Origin of the sequence: Paenibacillus sp. LX16 (genome assembly GCF_036252815.1) — a bacterium.
GTDB lineage: Bacteria > Bacillota > Bacilli > Paenibacillales > Paenibacillaceae > Paenibacillus > Paenibacillus polymyxa_B.
This window is the reverse complement of record NZ_CP141152.1, coordinates 3,814,622-3,831,183: the sequence shown is the minus strand read 5'-3', so window position 1 is coordinate 3,831,183 and position 16,562 is coordinate 3,814,622. Positions and strand designations below refer to the sequence as shown.

Annotated in this window: 16 protein-coding genes; 13 read left to right on the top strand and 3 right to left on the bottom strand. The window is 44.9% G+C overall.

Going from position 1 to position 16,562, the window contains the following annotated elements:
* The first annotated feature begins 79 nt into the window (after positions 1-79).
* Positions 80-310, top strand: a complete 231-nt coding sequence (locus T3H97_RS17060) for a hypothetical protein (RefSeq protein ID WP_071558470.1) — start codon at positions 80-82, stop codon at positions 308-310.
* A 57-nt stretch (positions 311-367) separates the two neighbouring features.
* Here T3H97_RS17060 and T3H97_RS17055 read toward each other — a convergent pair whose 3' ends face one another.
* A complete protein-coding gene (locus T3H97_RS17055; protein ID WP_076264699.1) occupies positions 368-2,248 on the bottom strand; it encodes a S8 family peptidase in 1,881 nt (626 codons plus the stop codon).
* A 186-nt stretch (positions 2,249-2,434) separates the two neighbouring features.
* Between T3H97_RS17055 and T3H97_RS17050 the strand changes: the two genes are divergently transcribed.
* The 6 genes from T3H97_RS17050 (at position 2,435) to thiI (ending at position 7,240) form a co-directional block, all read left to right on the top strand.
* Positions 2,435-2,941, top strand: coding sequence for a YpuI family protein (locus T3H97_RS17050; protein WP_029517778.1), 507 nt, complete (start codon positions 2,435-2,437; stop codon positions 2,939-2,941).
* A gap of 187 nt (positions 2,942-3,128) precedes the next feature.
* On the top strand, positions 3,129-3,356 hold the full coding sequence (locus T3H97_RS17045; RefSeq protein WP_013311120.1) for a DUF1540 domain-containing protein: 228 nt from the start codon (positions 3,129-3,131) through the stop codon (positions 3,354-3,356).
* 44 nt (positions 3,357-3,400) lie between these two features.
* A complete protein-coding gene (locus tag T3H97_RS17040; RefSeq protein ID WP_061828535.1) occupies positions 3,401-3,793 on the top strand; it encodes a hypothetical protein in 393 nt (130 codons plus the stop codon).
* Positions 3,794-4,014: 221 nt separating this feature from the next.
* Positions 4,015-4,707 carry a lytic transglycosylase domain-containing protein gene (locus T3H97_RS17035; RefSeq protein WP_103049626.1) on the top strand — a complete coding sequence of 231 codons (693 nt, stop codon included), beginning with the start codon at positions 4,015-4,017 and terminating at the stop codon, positions 4,705-4,707.
* Positions 4,708-4,863: 156 nt separating this feature from the next.
* On the top strand, positions 4,864-6,012 hold the full coding sequence (locus tag T3H97_RS17030; RefSeq protein ID WP_328800353.1) for a cysteine desulfurase family protein: 1,149 nt from the start codon (positions 4,864-4,866) through the stop codon (positions 6,010-6,012).
* 1 nt (position 6,013) lies between these two features.
* Positions 6,014-7,240: a tRNA uracil 4-sulfurtransferase ThiI gene (gene thiI / locus T3H97_RS17025; protein ID WP_328800352.1), complete on the top strand. Its 1,227-nt coding sequence runs from the start codon at positions 6,014-6,016 to the stop codon at positions 7,238-7,240.
* Positions 7,241-7,312: 72 nt separating this feature from the next.
* On the opposite strand, the gene T3H97_RS17020 is transcribed toward thiI, so the two are convergent.
* A complete protein-coding gene (locus T3H97_RS17020) occupies positions 7,313-8,008 on the bottom strand; it encodes a TerC family protein (RefSeq protein WP_328800351.1) in 696 nt (231 codons plus the stop codon).
* Between the two features lie 217 nt (positions 8,009-8,225).
* Here T3H97_RS17020 and T3H97_RS17015 point away from each other — a divergent pair, with 217 nt between their 5' ends.
* From T3H97_RS17015 to T3H97_RS16995, 5 genes are all read left to right on the top strand, one after another.
* Positions 8,226-8,885 carry a TerC family protein gene (locus T3H97_RS17015; protein WP_328800350.1) on the top strand — a complete coding sequence of 220 codons (660 nt, stop codon included), beginning with the start codon at positions 8,226-8,228 and terminating at the stop codon, positions 8,883-8,885.
* Between the two features lie 94 nt (positions 8,886-8,979).
* The gene (locus T3H97_RS17010; protein ID WP_103049630.1) at positions 8,980-9,471 is read left to right on the top strand and encodes a hypothetical protein; all 492 of its coding nucleotides are present in this window, start codon (positions 8,980-8,982) and stop codon (positions 9,469-9,471) included.
* Between the two features lie 292 nt (positions 9,472-9,763).
* Positions 9,764-11,605 (top strand): translational GTPase TypA, encoded by a 1,842-nt coding sequence (gene typA / locus T3H97_RS17005; RefSeq protein WP_061828529.1) that lies wholly within the window; start codon positions 9,764-9,766, stop codon positions 11,603-11,605.
* Positions 11,606-11,730: 125 nt separating this feature from the next.
* Positions 11,731-12,792 carry an LCP family protein gene (locus T3H97_RS17000; RefSeq protein WP_311078925.1) on the top strand — a complete coding sequence of 354 codons (1,062 nt, stop codon included), beginning with the start codon at positions 11,731-11,733 and terminating at the stop codon, positions 12,790-12,792.
* Between the two features lie 301 nt (positions 12,793-13,093).
* Complete coding sequence (locus T3H97_RS16995) at positions 13,094-14,425, top strand: PhoH family protein (RefSeq protein WP_328800349.1); 1,332 nt, start codon at positions 13,094-13,096, stop codon at positions 14,423-14,425.
* 98 nt (positions 14,426-14,523) lie between these two features.
* On the opposite strand, the gene T3H97_RS16990 is transcribed toward T3H97_RS16995, so the two are convergent.
* Entirely contained in the window at positions 14,524-15,609 is a 1,086-nt protein-coding gene (locus tag T3H97_RS16990; protein ID WP_328800348.1) for a coiled-coil domain-containing protein, read from the bottom strand.
* A 297-nt stretch (positions 15,610-15,906) separates the two neighbouring features.
* On the opposite strand from T3H97_RS16990, the gene T3H97_RS16985 reads away from it, so the two are divergent.
* A complete protein-coding gene (locus T3H97_RS16985; RefSeq protein ID WP_328800347.1) occupies positions 15,907-16,557 on the top strand; it encodes an RsfA family transcriptional regulator in 651 nt (216 codons plus the stop codon).
* Positions 16,558-16,562: the final 5 nt, after the last annotated feature.

Genomic DNA, 16,562 nt, shown 5'->3' with positions numbered 1-16,562 from the left:
GTATTAGGGGGTAAATATCCAAGCACAGCACCCGCCTTCATAATATGCTGTACTAATTCACCGAAAGGAGTTGCACATTATGAGTCATTGCCCTTACGACCCGATCGTGTGCCCGCCGATCCAATTTGTAAATCATCAATTTTTCCCACAAGTCGTGCCTGTGGTTCATCCGATTGAAATTGTTAATCAGACGCACATTGTACCTGTACCTCATCACGTATTTCCGGTGAGTATAAAGGACCCTGGAGAACCTTGCTGTCATACTCGCAGCCATGGCAAGCGTCCTGTTCGCAGTAGTTCCAAGCGTTAATAAAGCCCAAAAAAGCAGCCATGGAGCAACATGGCTGCTTTTTTCCAATAAGGAATCTTACGTTTCCAGTTTCTTTAATATTGATTTTAACTTGTCACTTAAATGCTGTGGATAGAATTGCAAAGGAACATATGGACGTTGTGCTGCTTTCAACGCTTTATACACGTCAATTTGACCATATCCGAAATATTTGTCATGCCCGGGTGTGCCCAAGTCAATTACGCTGCTTCTCATTAAATCCATAACCTCTTTGTTGGTCAGATCGGGGTTAATGGATCGAATCAGTGCAGCAAGCGCTGATACATGGGGACTGGCCATTGAAGTACCCGACAGTGCAGCATATTGGTTCCCTGGGTACGTACTGGCAATACTTGCACCTGGAGCCATGACGTCTACATAATCTCCATAGTTAGAAAAGGATGCACGGTGCATAGAAGAATCTGTAGCGGAAACGGCAAATACTTCAGGATACGCTGCTGGATAGCCAGGTCGTTCCGTATTGTCATTACCTGTAGCTGCAACTAATACGACATCTTTATCATAGGCGTATTTGATCGCATCATGCAAAAATTCAGCTTGTGCGTAATTGCCCAGACTCAAATTGATGACCTTGGCCCCATGATCAGCTGCCCATATAATACCTTCTGCAACCGAGTAAGTCGTACCGGAGCCGGATTGGTCAAGTACCTTAATCGGCATGACTTTGTTGTACCATGTCATGCCAGCGACCCCCTCACCATTATTCACGAGGGCAGAAATGATGCCAGCGACGTGCGTTCCGTGACCGACGTCATCATAAGGCTTTTCAGACGGATTTACCACGTTATGACCTGAAAGGATTTGACCTTTTAGGTCGGGGTGATCCAAATCTACTCCCGTATCTACGACAGCCACAATTACGTCCTTGCTGCCTTTGCTTAATTTCCAACCCCGGTTGGTTTCAGTAGCCGGCAGATTCCATTGATAGCGGGAAAAGAGCAAATCATTGGGGATAGAGCTGTCCGCTTTGATAGGTGTTTTCTCATTGGTTAGATACATATAGTGAGGCTCAGTATAAAGCGGGTTCCACTTTCTTGAAAAATATTGCTTTAGTTCCTTGAAGTTCATCTTATCCGAATGAAATACATAGGTATAACCAAGCTTGCGGCCTGGCGCACAGTGTAAATCTGCTGCAATTTCCTGCAGTTGTCGTGAATCAGGATTGTGACGGAAGCGAACGACAATTTCGTTTTCGAAATAATGGCTTGCATTTTCGTTGTCGTGGCCCGTCTTGACAGTAATATCGTGTAATGTGTCGGGATGTACGGATTCGATTTTGTAGCTGCCTTCTTTTGGATAGGGAATCAAACGCAAATTCTTCCGCTGATGCTTTTCCACGTCACGCAATACTTGCTGACTGACCAGGGCAGCAACGCCGCATGTTCCGTCAGCCGATGGTTCTGCCATGACAAAATATTTACCGCCTTCAGCCTGAAATGCAGCAGATTCGTAGGATTTATTTTGCATGACGGAACGGCGAGCCGCAGCCAAGCTGCTTTTGATTTGAGGATGACTGAGCAGACGAGTTTGTGCTTTGCTGCCCGTATAGGTGCTCGTGTTCCCGTCGCGTGTGTGAATCCACAGTAACGTATGAAGATGACTGTGCGATTGCTGTAGCGTGCGAGTAAACTGTCTTTTCTGATCGGCAGTTTTACCATCAAGCTCACGCATCACGTATTGAATATCCTGCCTTGCATCCATGCGTGTGAGGGTATCCGTAGCGGACAGGTCCAAAGCCAACATTCCTTTTTTGAGCTGCTTCTCTTGCTGTGGCACCATCTTGGCCGTATATTCGGGCTGAGGTGTAGGGCGATGATCACGGGAAGGCAGCATCAGTGTGATGAGAAGCACCCCGGCAGCTGCTCCGAGCAGGGGTTTTAACCATTTTCGCCGAGACATGGGACCGTCCTCCTTGAGTATTCATAAATTTATGGTTTAGCGTGAGGAGGTTGGCATGTTTTTATACCTTTCAATGCTCATTTGTGGTAGGATAAATACTGAAAATTACAGCTCTTTCGGTTAGAAGGGACTATTTTCGGGTAACCAATTTGATGAACAAGCAACAAATAAGGGGGAGCTGCCTTGATGTCAGCAGTCAACGTACAAAAATTATGTGAGTCGGCGCAGGAGAGACTGAAAACTGCCGTGAAACGGGTGGAAACATTCCTCAATGAGCATGCTCTGCCGCAACTTGCTGCAGATGGCAATGAGGAGTCCGTACTTTTTTACAAAGGCTTTTTGTCGGATCTCCGTCATGTCCTTGTTTTTTCCGAAGTATCTTATGAAAAGCTGGGTGTGGCTTTACGCCGTGCCAATTTTGACGTCGATTTTGCGGAAAAGGCATTGTATAACGTTTACCATGACTGCGTGAACAGCTTTTTTTATCCCAAAAATGAATCTTACGCAGAGGATGGACGCTATGCGTATACGGGACAAGATGCTATTCGCTTCCGTAAAACGCCAGTGCCAGCCGCTCGCGAAGTGATCATGGACATTACGAAAAATTTTGAAGAATTGCGTGATGATCTGACTTATTATGAAAGTGACTATTTGACTCAGCGCCGGATGCAGACTCGACGTACTCATGCCTAAAGCATTCAACGGGGAAGATCATTTCTAATCAAAAACTAAAACAAGACAAGCAAGCCGTTTTCTACTTGCTTCCTGCCATTTTGGAGGAGGTGAAGGAAGCGGCTTTTTTCGTATGTCACCAACTGCCATATACCATGAACGCATAGGTGCAGGGTAGCGGGGGGACAATGAATCCGAGGTGATGATCATGAGCCAAGAGGCCAAGCCAATCGTTAAGTGTAGCGTAGCCAATTGCCATTATTGGGGAGAAAACAATTTGTGTAAGGCAGATTTGATCATGATTGAAGTTGATGGTCATGCCGGTAAGAAATTTAAAGAAGAATATGCGGGAGAAAGCTTCAGTTCAGAAGAACGTGATAAGGCTGCCACGTCAGCCGCAACCTGTTGCCACACTTTTAAGCCGAAGTCCGTGTAAATTTTATTACGTGATTCATTTCGCATTTGGAGGTGCAGTTTATTATGGAAGATCATGAAAATGACAAGCATCAGAGTAAAGAGCATGTTAGCCGCGAACGTGTAGATTACCCCCGTCACATTCATGAACGATCTGCCAAGCGCCGTAATGATCGTGAAGAATATGCAGCAGAGGTTGCTCCCGGCTCAGCTGTAACTCGACATGAGGTTAAGGGTGAAGAGCAGGTTATAAACAATAGTGGCCGTATTTCTGGCTATATTGGTCTGGCTGCAGGAATTGCCTCATTGTTTATGTGGTCCATTGTGCTGGGACCTATTGCTGCAGTTTTAGGTTTTTTTGCTTATGTGAATGGCAGCAAAACGACCGGCATTTGGTCGATTGGTCTTGGGGCACTGGCGACATTGAGTTATTTTGCTTTTATTCCGTTTGTTCGTTGACCCTACTGGAGAACAAGCTCAGTTTTCTTTTGTATATCCGAGAAAAATCATCTTAGTGATATAATTACATTAAAGCTGATCTATAAAGCTCCGCTGTCTTTTCGACAGAACCGGAGCTTTTTTTCATTAAAAGGTATGGAAGTACATAGTAAAAAGTTGTATCATAGCAGTAATGACAAGCTATTTGGGATATAACAACTATAGAAAGTTGGGAACACCACATGCAAATTGATCCGCGCGTGTCCAAGTCCATGTTAGACATGCAGCTGTTAAATAATATGAGTGCTACAACCCAGACGGGTACAACTGACGCTTTTTCCGGATTACTGGAACAAGTAGGCCAGTTGGAAACAGATGGTGCTGTGACACGAGAAAATTCAAGTGATGTTACCAGAGACGAAAACGGTTTGCTATGGCTTCAATTGGGACCTTCGAGGGGGACGGCCTCGTCATTGTACCCCGCTCCTTCCAGCACAGCAACAGACGGACCCACAACACCTACAGCATATGATGATCTGATTAACGAGGCAAGCCAGAAATACGGCGTTCCAGTAGCGTTGATTAAAGCGGTTATTGATACGGAATCATCATTTAATCCGTCGGTCACTTCTTCGGCCGGGGCCAAAGGGCTTATGCAGCTTATGGATGCTACCGCTCAAGGCCTGGGAGTCAGCGACCCATATGATCCTGTTCAAAATATTGATGCTGGTGTTCGTTATTTGTCTTACCAGATTAAACGGTTTAACGGACAAGAAAATATGGCGCTGGCTGCATATAATGCAGGTCCCGGACGGGTGCAGCGGCTTGGTGTAAGTAGTGATGAACAGTTAATGGCTGTACTGGACAAGCTTCCGGTGGAAACGCAAAGATATATTACCAAAATTCAAAATGCACGTGAAAAATATACGATCTAAGCCCTATAGCTTACAACGAAAAAAGTGCGTAATTTCAATTAGATTAGGTCCGCAGACAGGATCAATATGGGGAAAGGGTGTCGCTATAATGTAGCGGCCTTTCCCTGTTTTGGTCTTTTTTTGTTGCAGTAGTTATAGGGCAGAAAGGGGAGTGCAATGAAATATTTTGATTATGCCGCGACAACTCCGCCTTTTGAAGAGGTGATTACAACAGTTGCCGAGGTCATGAGACGCCACTACGGGAATCCATCCTCGATGCATCGATATGGAGAGGATGCGGATAAGTTGCTTAAGCGTTCGCGCGAAGTATGTGCTGCGGCTTTGGGAGTGTATCCATCAGAGATTGTCTTCACATCTGGGGCAACGGAAAGCAACAATCTTGCTATTAAGGGAGCAGCTTTGCAGTATCAGACCAGAGGCAAGCATATTGTTACTGTATCGACAGAGCACCCGTCTGTGTACGAAGCTTGCAGACAACTGACAAATCTGGGCTTTGAGGTTACATTTTTACCTGTCGATGCGGAAGGGCATGTGAGCGCCGAACAGGTTTGTGCCACTGTCCGTAAAGATACGATTTTAGTCAGTATTATGCATGTCAATAATGAGACGGGAAGGGTGCAACCGTTACATGATATCGGAGCCGCGCTGAAGAAACAGTTCCCTCGCGTTCTATTTCATATTGACGGTGTACAGGGGTTTGGAAAGCTAGCGGTTGATATCCGGGGATGGCAGGCTGATCTGTACAGCCTCTCTGCGCATAAGTTGCGTGGACCCAAAGGTGCTGGGCTACTATTCGTTCGGGAAGGTGTAGAGCTTTTCCCACTGCATAGTGGCGGCTCTCAGGAGCAGGGTTTTCGTGCAGGTACGGAAAATGTACCGCTGCTTGTCGGTATGTCTAAGGCGATACGGTTGGCGGGCGAACGGCAAGTAGAGACAGCACGCCGTATGACCGAGTGGAGAGAACGGGTGGTCGCAGAAGTGAAGACAATCCATCAACTGCGGCTGAACAGCGGGGAAGAAGCGCCGCATATTGTCCACTTTTCGTATCCGGGCATGAAGGCCGAGGTAATGCTGCATACGCTGGAGCAATTGGGTGTGGTAGTATCCACCAAATCGGCTTGCTCTTCTAAATTGGCTGAACCCAGTCGGGTGCTGCTGGCGATGGGATGCAATGAGGCGGAAGCGTCTGGCGGCATTCGTATCAGCTTCGGTGATGAACATACGGAACAGGATATCGATGAGCTTATACTTGCACTGCGACAGGCTGTAGCCAAGCTGGAATCCCTTGAAAGGTGGAAACGTTAAAATGCACTATGATATGCTGTTACTTCGCTTCGGTGAATTTACATTAAAAGGGAAGAATCGGACTCGTTTTGAAAAGGCAGTACTGAATCACGTGAAGTTGCTGCTCAAACCCTTTCCTGGTGCTTCTTTGCGGAAGGAATTTGGACGGATTTATGTGGTTCTCGGAGGAGAGCCTTATGAACAGATCATTCAAGTGTTACAAAAAGTGTTTGGTATCACGACAATAAGTCCTGTCAAAATGGCTCCTGTCGAGCTGGGTGCTATCATTGAGACCGCTGTAGCTTTGATGCGTGAGCTGAATGTGGCCGAGGGAACGACGTTCAAGGTAAATGCCCGCAGAGTGTGGAAGGAATTTGCTCATTCCTCACAAGAGATGAACCATTTAATTGGTTCTCCTATTTTGAGAGAGTTTCAAGCGCTGAAGGTCGATGTACATCAACCAGATATTGAGTTGCGTGTGGAGGTTAGAGAGCAGGCGGCCTATATATTCAGCGATGTTATTATGGCTGTAGGGGGCTTTCCGTTAGGAACGAACGGTAAAGCTATGCTGCTGCTATCTGGTGGAATTGACAGCCCGGTAGCAGGATGGTCTTCCATGCGTAGAGGATTGGAAATTGAATGTGTACATTTTTATAGCTATCCGTTTACAAGTGAGCGTGCGAAAGAAAAGGTCATTGAATTGGCAAGGGTCTTAGCAGGCTATGCGGGTCGTATTAAAATCCACCTTGTACCGTTTACAGAGGTGCAGACTGCCTTTACGCGCACTGGACAGGATAATCTAATTATTACACTAATGAGACGGTCTATGCTGCGAATTGCAACGATGCTGGCTGAGCGTGAAGGAGCACTGGCACTCGTGACAGGCGACAGTCTGGGGCAAGTCGCTAGTCAAACGTTATCCAGCATGAATGTGATTGGCCGTTCAACAGAATTACCATTGCTGAGACCTCTCGTCATGATGGATAAACAGGAGATCACGGAAATCGCAAAGTTGATTGGCACCTACGATCTATCGATTCTCCCCTATGAGGATTGCTGTACATTGTTTGTTCCCAAATCCCCAACGACCAATCCAAATTTGTGGGTTGTTCAAAAGATTGAAGCCTCTATTCGGGACTTAAATGTGTTGATTGAACAGGCTGTGGCTGCAACGGAGACGCTTGTGCTGGAGGCAGGCGGATCTATAGAGGGGCGTAAAGAGGAAGTTATACAGGAAGATTGGTTTTAATTTAAAAAGGCAGACCCACCAGCTATTTTGGGTCTGCCTTTTTATTTTAGTTAAAACAGTTTTTGAATCATTTTAGACGGCTTTTTCTCGACTGGACACTGCTCTGCGATTTTGAAGATATCCTGTGAGCAAAATACCAGCCATAACTGCGGCAATAAATAAGATACGCAGCGCAGGGTGCGCGGTAAAGTAGGGTTCCAGCTTACGTTCTTCGGTAATCATATTAGAGGCCGTATAACCAAGCACAGCCGATCCTAAATAGATAATCCAAGGGAATTTATTGATCAGCTTGATAAAAAGAGTGCTACCCCATACAACGATCGGTACACTGATTAACAGTCCCAGCACTACAAGTAGCAAATGCTGCTGGGCCGCGCCAGCAACAGCAATCACGTTGTCTAGACCCATAGCCGCATCGGCTATAACAATCGTGCGGATAGCACCCCATAACGTTGTTCCCGCTTTGACTTCGGTATGGTCCTCCTGATCTACGAGCAACTTATAAGCGATCCAGACTAACATGACACCCCCGATAAGTAACAACCACGGTACTTGAAGCAGCCAGAGTACCACAATGGTGGCTGCTATGCGAATGAGCAGGGCACCACCGGTACCGTACAGTATCGCTTTTTTTTGTGTTGCAGGAGGCAGCTTTCTGGCGGCAAGTCCAATTACAATCGCATTATCCCCTGCGAGCAGAAGATCAATAAATATCACATTAAGCAGTAGCCAAAAGAACTGAAGTCCGGACATATCAATCGTTCTCATCTCCCTGATTAAATATCCTAAAATCATTGTATGTTGTTTATTTTAATACCCGTTTTTCGGAAATACGATTCATTATATTGCTGTTTGTTATTGATTTCAAGGTCTTTACTCAACAAATTTGACATCAATTTTTAATAAATGATGACTTATTTGACAAGGCTTATAAGCATAGCCTCGTCCTATTTCGCATACAAGTAGGATGGGGGTGTTTGTACACATGGAGCATATCATTTTGCTGTTGAAAATATTAATGATTAATTTGGTGTTAAGCGGTGATAATGCAGTTGTTATAGCCATGGCGAGCAAAAACTTGCCTGCAAGACAGCGGAGTCAAGCTATATGGTGGGGGGCAGTCGGTGCAGTCCTCCTGCGCTGTGTTTTGACTTTTGTAGCTGTCATTTTGCTGGGCATACCCTTTATTCAGGCGGCAGGCGGTCTACTTCTGTTATGGATTGCGTTTAAGCTGCTTTATGAGAATGAGGATCATGTGGGAGTAAGAGCAGAAACAACCATATGGAAGGCTATACAGGTGATTCTGGTAGCGGACTTTGTGATGAGTCTAGATAACGTATTAGCTATTGCAGCCCTAGCAGATGGGGATATCGCCATTATTGTCATTGGTATTGCGATTAGCATTCCGATTGTCGTCTGGGGCAGCAACGTGATTGCGATCTGGCTTCACCGGTTCCCTGTACTTGTTTTGCTCGGATCTGCAATCCTGGCTTTTACGGCAGGAGAAATGCTACTGCGTGATCCCCGATTGGGTGTATGGTTAGCAGGTACGGGAGAGCTTATACATGCATGGTTACCGGGACTCTTGGCAACAGCAGTTATCATTGCAGGTATATATCGTCAGTTACGAGCTCGCCATATTTGAACGTAGTTTTTTTGGAAAACATCGGCTAAAATATACTTAAAAACAATCACATTAAGAGACCTAAAAACAAATTCAGCAAACAAAGGAGACCACGATGAATTCCGGAAAAGAGCGTATGATCGGAGTGGGCATTGTTGCCGTAGGACTGATTATTTTGTTGGGGAAACTGGGGGCGTTCTCCTTCTTGGGACGAAACTTTTGGCCTTTGCTGTTTTTAATACCTGGAATCGTACTGCATGCAATGTACATGAAGCGTAAAGTTTCACCCTTTATGTTGCTGCCGGCAGGGATTTTGTCGGTTTATGGCTTCTTATTTTTGCTCTGCAATATTTGGGGCTGGCATTTAATGGCCTATTTATGGCCTTTGTTACTTCTAGGTGTGGCGATTGGATTATGGGAGTATGCCATTAATGATATTTCGCTTTCTCGCAATGTATATACAGGGGGCGTAATATTGGGCTTGGTATCGGTGCTTTTATTGGTTATTACCTCCCTAAGAACGGGTATCATATATGTTATTGCAGTTTTACTGATTGGCGCTGGAATCTGGTTGGTCCTAAACAACCGTGGTAAACGCAAAAGGTAAAACGACAAGCTGTGAGATTTTATGGCGGTAAATTACGGAACAGGCAATAATGTCTTGCTTTATGACATATTTCAACTATAATATAATGGATATGATAAGAGCGTCGGAATGATTTCTGACGCTTATTTTAAGGTTTTCACGCGAATCGGAGAGAGAAGCTGTCTGTACAAAGCCTGAAACATATAGAAGGCTGGCAGGGAGTGGGCCTAAAGAACGATTGTTAGCCTTGAATCAGCACTGCTTCAGGATAGAGACACTATTTTGATATACGGAAAGGATATGGATACAAACCATGCATGCTAGAGAAAACATTCGCAATATTGCGATTATTGCCCACGTCGACCACGGAAAAACGACGCTTGTCGACAAGCTGCTTCAACAGTCCGGAACATTTAGAGAACACGAGGCTGTTCAGGAGCGCGCCATGGACTCCAACGATCTGGAGCGTGAACGCGGTATTACGATTTTGGCTAAAAATACAGCTATCACTTACAAAGATTATCTGATTAACATTGTAGATACACCGGGACACGCCGACTTTGGTGGCGAAGTGGAACGGATTATGAAAATGGTTGACGGTGTTTTGCTCGTCGTTGATGCTTACGAAGGTTGCATGCCGCAAACGAAATTCGTACTGCGTAAAGCGCTGGAGCAAAATCTGACGCCAATCGTTGTAGTAAACAAAATTGACCGTCCGGCAGCTCGTCCGGCAGAAGTTATTGACGAAGTACTGGATCTGTTCATCGAGCTGGGTGCGAATGACGAGCAATTGGAATTCCCTGTTGTGTACGCTTCGGCGCTGAACGGAACATCCAGCATGGATGCTGAAAAGCAAGACGATAACATGCAAGCATTGTACGAAACAGTTGTAGAGCACATACCGGCTCCAACTGAGAAAGTAGATGAGCCTCTTCAATTCCTCGTAACACTGATGGACTATAACGAATACCTTGGCCGAATTGCAGTAGGTCGTGTAAACCGCGGTATCATTAAACAGGGGCAAGCAGTCACAGTTATGCAGCGTGATGGTAGCAGTAAATCAGCACGTATTGAGAAGCTGTTCGGCTTCCAAGGTCTGAAACGTATTGAAACTGACCAAGCGGGCGCTGGTGACATTGTGGCGATTGCGGGAATTAAGGATATCAACATTGGTGAAACCATTGCTGATCCAAATCATCCTGAAGCGCTGCCTGTACTGAAGATTGATGAGCCGACACTGCAAATGACCTTCCTGGTTAACAACAGCCCATTCGCAGGTCGCGATGGTAAGTGGGTAACATCCCGTAAATTGCGTGAGCGTCTTCTGAAAGAACTCGAAACGGATGTCAGCTTACGTGTTGATGAAACTGATAGCCCGGACGCCTTTATTGTATCCGGACGTGGTGAGTTGCATCTGGGTATCCTGATTGAAAACATGCGTCGTGAAGGTTACGAACTGCAAGTGTCCAAACCGGAAGTTATCGTCAAGGAAATTGATGGTAAGAAAATGGAGCCTATCGAACGTCTCCTTATTGATATTCCGGAAGAAAGCATGGGCGCGGTTATGGAAAGTTTGGGCTCCCGTAAAGCCGAAATGGTTAACATGATTAATAACGGCACCGGACAGGTTCGCTTGGAGTTCTTGATCCCTGCACGTGGTCTGATCGGCTACACCACAAACTTCCTGACTTTGACTCGTGGTTATGGCGTAATGAACCATGCGTTTGACAGCTATGGACCATTTGTTGGCGGTCAAGTAGGTGGACGTCATCAGGGTGTACTCGTGTCAACGGAAAACGGCAGCTCTACATTTTATGGTATGCTGGGCGTGGAAGATCGCGGTATTTTGTTCCTGGAGCCAGGTACTGAAATCTATGAGGGTATGATCGTTGGGGAGCACACACGTGATAACGACATCGTCGTTAACATTTGTAAAGAAAAACAACTGACAAACGTTCGTTCAGCAACAAAAGACGATACAGTTAAACTGAAAACACCTGTTATCTTCTCTTTGGAGCAGGCGCTCGAATACCTGAATGATGATGAGTATTGCGAAATTACACCTAATGCCATCCGTTTGCGTAAAAAGATCTTGAACAAAGGTGAACGCGAGCGTGCGGAGAAACAACGTAAAACAGCACAAGCAAATATGTAATTGATTGGATTGGTCTTTGGCCACAGCGGCGACGCCCGGGAACGGGATGCGCCGCTGTGTGTGTTTTAGGATTGTAAACTTGGAGAAAGCTATATTTCTCAAAACGCAGGAAAAGGTGTTGAAGCATGAGTAATCTTTCGAACGGATTGCCTCCCCGGACACAAACCGGGAAAAAATCCGCCAAACCGAAAAAAACGAAAAAGAAAAAAAGCTTTTTCAGATCGTTTATGAAGTTTGTCTTGTTTCTGCTTATTATAGGTATCTTGGCAGCAGGTGGTTATACCTACTATCTTTACAATCAGGTAGAGGAAGTTTTGGATACGGGGATCAACAAGGAAGTACCCAAAACACAATTGGCAGAAGCTAAGCCTTTGACTATCTTATTGCTAGGAACCGATTACCGCCCTGATCATCCGACTTATTTGTCCGACGTTATTATGGTAGCTACATTGAACCCTAATACTAAATCGTCTACCATCGTGTCCTTACCGCGCGATACGCGTCTAGAAATGGATGGATATAAACCTCGCAAGTTGAATGAGTATTATCCGGTGTTTAAGGCTAGAGAAAAAGAATCTGGTGAAGTTGCTGAAGAACAAATGAAGAAGATGATTGGCAAATATTTAAACATTGATATTGATTATGTGACGGTTATTAACTTCCAGGGCTTTAGAGATGTAGTCGATAATTTGGGTGGCGTAGATGTGACGGTTGATAAAAACATGTGTTATCGTGACCGTGCAGATGGTACCGATATTAACCTGACAGCTGGAGCCAAGCATTTGAACGGTGATCAGGCCCTTGACTTTGTTCGCTACCGCAAATCGAATTGTCGTCCGAGAACAGCTGAATCTGACGATTTTGATCGCAATCGTCGACAAAATCAGGTGCTTCATTCCCTAATTGACCAAATGCAATCCTTTAACGCTTTGACCAAGTTTAGTGCAATTATTAAATCGGTTGATAAGAATATGATGACAGATATCGAGTCACAGCAAATGAAAAATATTGTACAAACCTATTGGAATATTTCCAAGCAAAATGTGAAATACAATCCGGTAGCGGGAACGTGGCGTAGCCCGTATGTGTACATTGATGAGCAACAGCTCGATTTGGCCAAGCAAGCGCTACAAGAGGAATTAGCTAAAAAAGCAAGCGACAATACCGCAGCTTCTTCCAATTCCTGAGTATGTACCTTTCTTCCCTCTTATGTTATACTCGCAGCGAGTAAAGCTCTTATATAACATAAGGGGGTTGAGGTATGTCTAAAGTTATAGTGAACCAAGTTTAGGTCCAGTGAGCAATCACTGGGCCTTTTGTGTCTAATTTCAAAAATGGACAGGCTCAGAGGCTATCTTCACTTACAACTTTTCGTTGTTTTATGCTGCTTTGGGGTTCTTTTTTCAGGGAATCAGCAAGTATTAGGTACCCGGTGAATAGGTATAGGTATAAACACGAGATTGTCCACGCCGCTTTGGAGGGGATTTAATGAAGAAAATTTTTGTGCTGGATACGAATGTGCTGCTGCATGATCCGAAAGCCATTTTTACCTTCAAAGAACATGAAGTTGTTATTCCAGCTGTAGTTCTGGAAGAAATCGACTCCAAAAAACGCAACGCGGATGAGATTGGACGGAATGCCCGCAATGTATCGCGATTGTTGGACGGGTTGAGAGAAGTGGGTCATCTGCATAGTGGCGTTCCACTTCCCCAAGGTGGAAGGCTTAAGGTTGAGTTAAACCACCGAAGTTTTTTGAAAGTTCAGGAGATGTTCGGGGAGGTTTCGAACGATAACCGGATTTTGGCGGTCGCCTTGAACTATCATCTGGAAGAGCAGGAGCAGCCTGAACCACGTTCGGTCGTTTTGGTCAGTAAAGACGTGCTGGTCAGGATCAAGGCAGATGTATTGGGACTGCTGACCGAAGACTACCTATCCGATAGAACAGGCGATCTAAGTGAGCTATATTCCGGATACTCGGCAATACAGGTGCACCCGTCCATCATAGATGAATTTTACTCTAACCGTTTTTTACCAATCAAGCCACTGGAACTACCTTATACGCTGTATCCACATGAATTTGTCATTCTGAAAGATGAAATGGGAACTGGAAAATCAGCTCTGCTGAAAGTAAATCAGGAAGCGGAGCGATTAGAGCCGCTGTACTTAAGTAACGAATCGGTGTGGGGAATCAGCGCGCGTAATGCTCAACAGCGGATGGCATTGGAGCTTTTGCTTAATGATGATATCCCCCTCGTGACCATTACAGGAAAAGCGGGTACGGGCAAAACGTTGCTGGCGCTGGCGGCAGGTTTGCTTAAGGTAGAGGATGAACATCGCTTCAAGAAACTGCTGATTGCTCGGCCTGTTGTTCCTATGGGTAAGGATATTGGTTATTTACCGGGAGAAAAGGATGAAAAGCTTCGCCCGTGGATGCAACCAATTTACGACAATCTAGAGTATCTGTTTGATGCCAAAAAATCAGGTGATATCGACAAAATTTTGATGGGCTTGGGCAGTATTCAGGTGGAGGCACTTACTTATATTCGCGGGCGTTCGATACCTGGGCAATTTATTATAGTCGATGAGGCGCAAAACTTATCCCGACATGAGATTAAAACGATTGTGTCCCGGGTGGGTGAGGGAAGCAAGATCATTTTGATGGGAGACCCGGAGCAAATTGATCACCCATATCTGGATGCAGCCAGTAACGGTCTAACCTATGTGGTGGAGCGGTTTAAGCAAGAAGGGATTAGCGGGCATATTATGTTGGAAAAAGGAGAACGCTCCAAGCTCGCGCAGTTGGCAGCCGATTTGCTATAAAGTCCTACCGTTATTACAATAATAAAGACCTCGGGAATATCCCGGGGTCTTTTGTTTTGTACACGTAAAAATTCAGAACAATGAAAGTGAGCAAAAGCTTATTTAAAGTTTAAATCGAGCTTAACTTCAAGCACTCCTGCTAAAGTGCGTACTTCTGTGGCTTTGACATAGGAAATAAGCTGCTGTGGGTAGAAACCTAGATCAAAATCCTTTTCCAGCTTGTTGCGGGTCGTATCAGGTAGTTCTAGACCATTAAATACCAATCGATCTACATGAAATAAAATTGCATTTTTCGGTTCATTTTCTACCGTGTAATGACCTTCTACTCTTAATTTCATCGTTCCCTGCTGACCTTCTACCATAATTCGATCCTGCGCAAATGTAAAGTTGAAGTGAATAAATAATTCATTTTCTGACTTTAAAAAACGGTTAAAGTCCTCTTCGCGAATGCTTATCGTAATCACTTTTCCATTTGTAACCATAGCACCTTGTTGTTGTTGAATGAATTGCGGTAAATCCTGCATAGCTTGAGCTAATGCTTTAAAGTGCTTATTTACCTCGTAGACACCTACATTCTCCCAATAAGCTGTCAATTCGCCAATAAGCTTGCGTAGGGTATCCGGGTCATTACTGGCGTTAACGCCGTCATTTACACGCGACTGAAGCAGGATAATACGTTTACGTTGTGCCAGTAAGTTTGTTTTGACTGTCTCCAATTCCATTGAAGCTTGGGTGACTTGTTGTTCTGTTTTTCGCATAGATTGATAATTGGATTCGTATTCTTGAAGCACATCCTGATCGTGACTAATCAATAATAAGTAGTAATCGTACAGAGAGAGAAGTTGCCTTATACTTTTCGCCCCTAGCACCACGCTCAACAGCTTGTCCCTTTCCCCCATATAATAAGATCGCAGCACAGAACCTGCACGCTTCCGTTGTATGGTCATTTGCTCTTGCTGAACGGTGAGATTACTTCGCAGTTCCTGCTGACGGTGCAAAAGAGTCTGCTGCTCCTGACTGATTCGCTCAATTTCATGGTCTATCTCTACAATCGACAGGCTATCTTGTAAAATCTGATTTTCTTCATGGGTGGGAGCGGCCAGAGTAGGACGTACATATATGAAAGTTAGCATCATAATGGTGGTCAGCAGGGTGCTGATTGTGATTTTTATTCGTTTGTTCATTTGGTTTCCCCTTTTATGTATTCCCGAAAAAAACTAATAGTAATGTATATGATCCTTTCTGTTTCTTTAACCATTCATTTTATTGTACAGCAGTCTGGGCATGCTTGAAACCCGAAACTGTTTACGTTCACGTATGAGTTCTTGTAGAAATGGAAATACAATTTAGTATCAAATAGATTCTATGAACTCTACGAGAGGCATAGGAATGAATAAACAGCTTTTATACCCTATTCAAATACCGGCAAGATCGGTTCATGAAGACGGTTATTTCAGGATGTTGTTAGGAGGGCTAGAGGCATGACTGCAATAAGACAAGATGCATGGAGTGTGGAAGATGATTTGATATTGGCGGAGGTGACATTGCGGCATATCCGTGAAGGTGGGACGCAGCTCGCTGCGTTTGAGGAGGTTGGACAAAAAATCGGAAGAACCTCTGCAGCATGTGGCTTTCGTTGGAACAGCTGCGTGCGCAAACGTTATGATGAAGCGATTAGCATTGCCAAAGCACAGCGCCAGAAGCGCAGTTATATCCGTAAGCAGAACCCAGTAGGTGTATCACAGGTTGCGGCTTTTGCCGCACTTGATACAGTCGAAGGTGGATACAGAACGGATGGTACGAGTGAGGATACGTTATCTATTGATGCAGTAATTCGCTTCTTGCGTCAATGGAAGGGATCCGTCCAGGAAACGAATCGGCAGATTAAGATGCTGGAGAAAGATTTACGGGAAAAGGAAGAAGAATTGAATCAGCTTCGCTCCATTAATGACCGGCTGTCCAAAGAAGTGAATGAGGTGCAAACCGACTATCGTGTTGTGAATGATGATTATAAAGCTCTGATTCAGATTATGGACCGGGCTCGGCGCTTGGCTTTAATCACTGATGATGAGGAAGAGCTTAAATCCAGATTCAAAATGGACGCCAATGGGAATCTGGAGCGCATTGAGTAACAAGA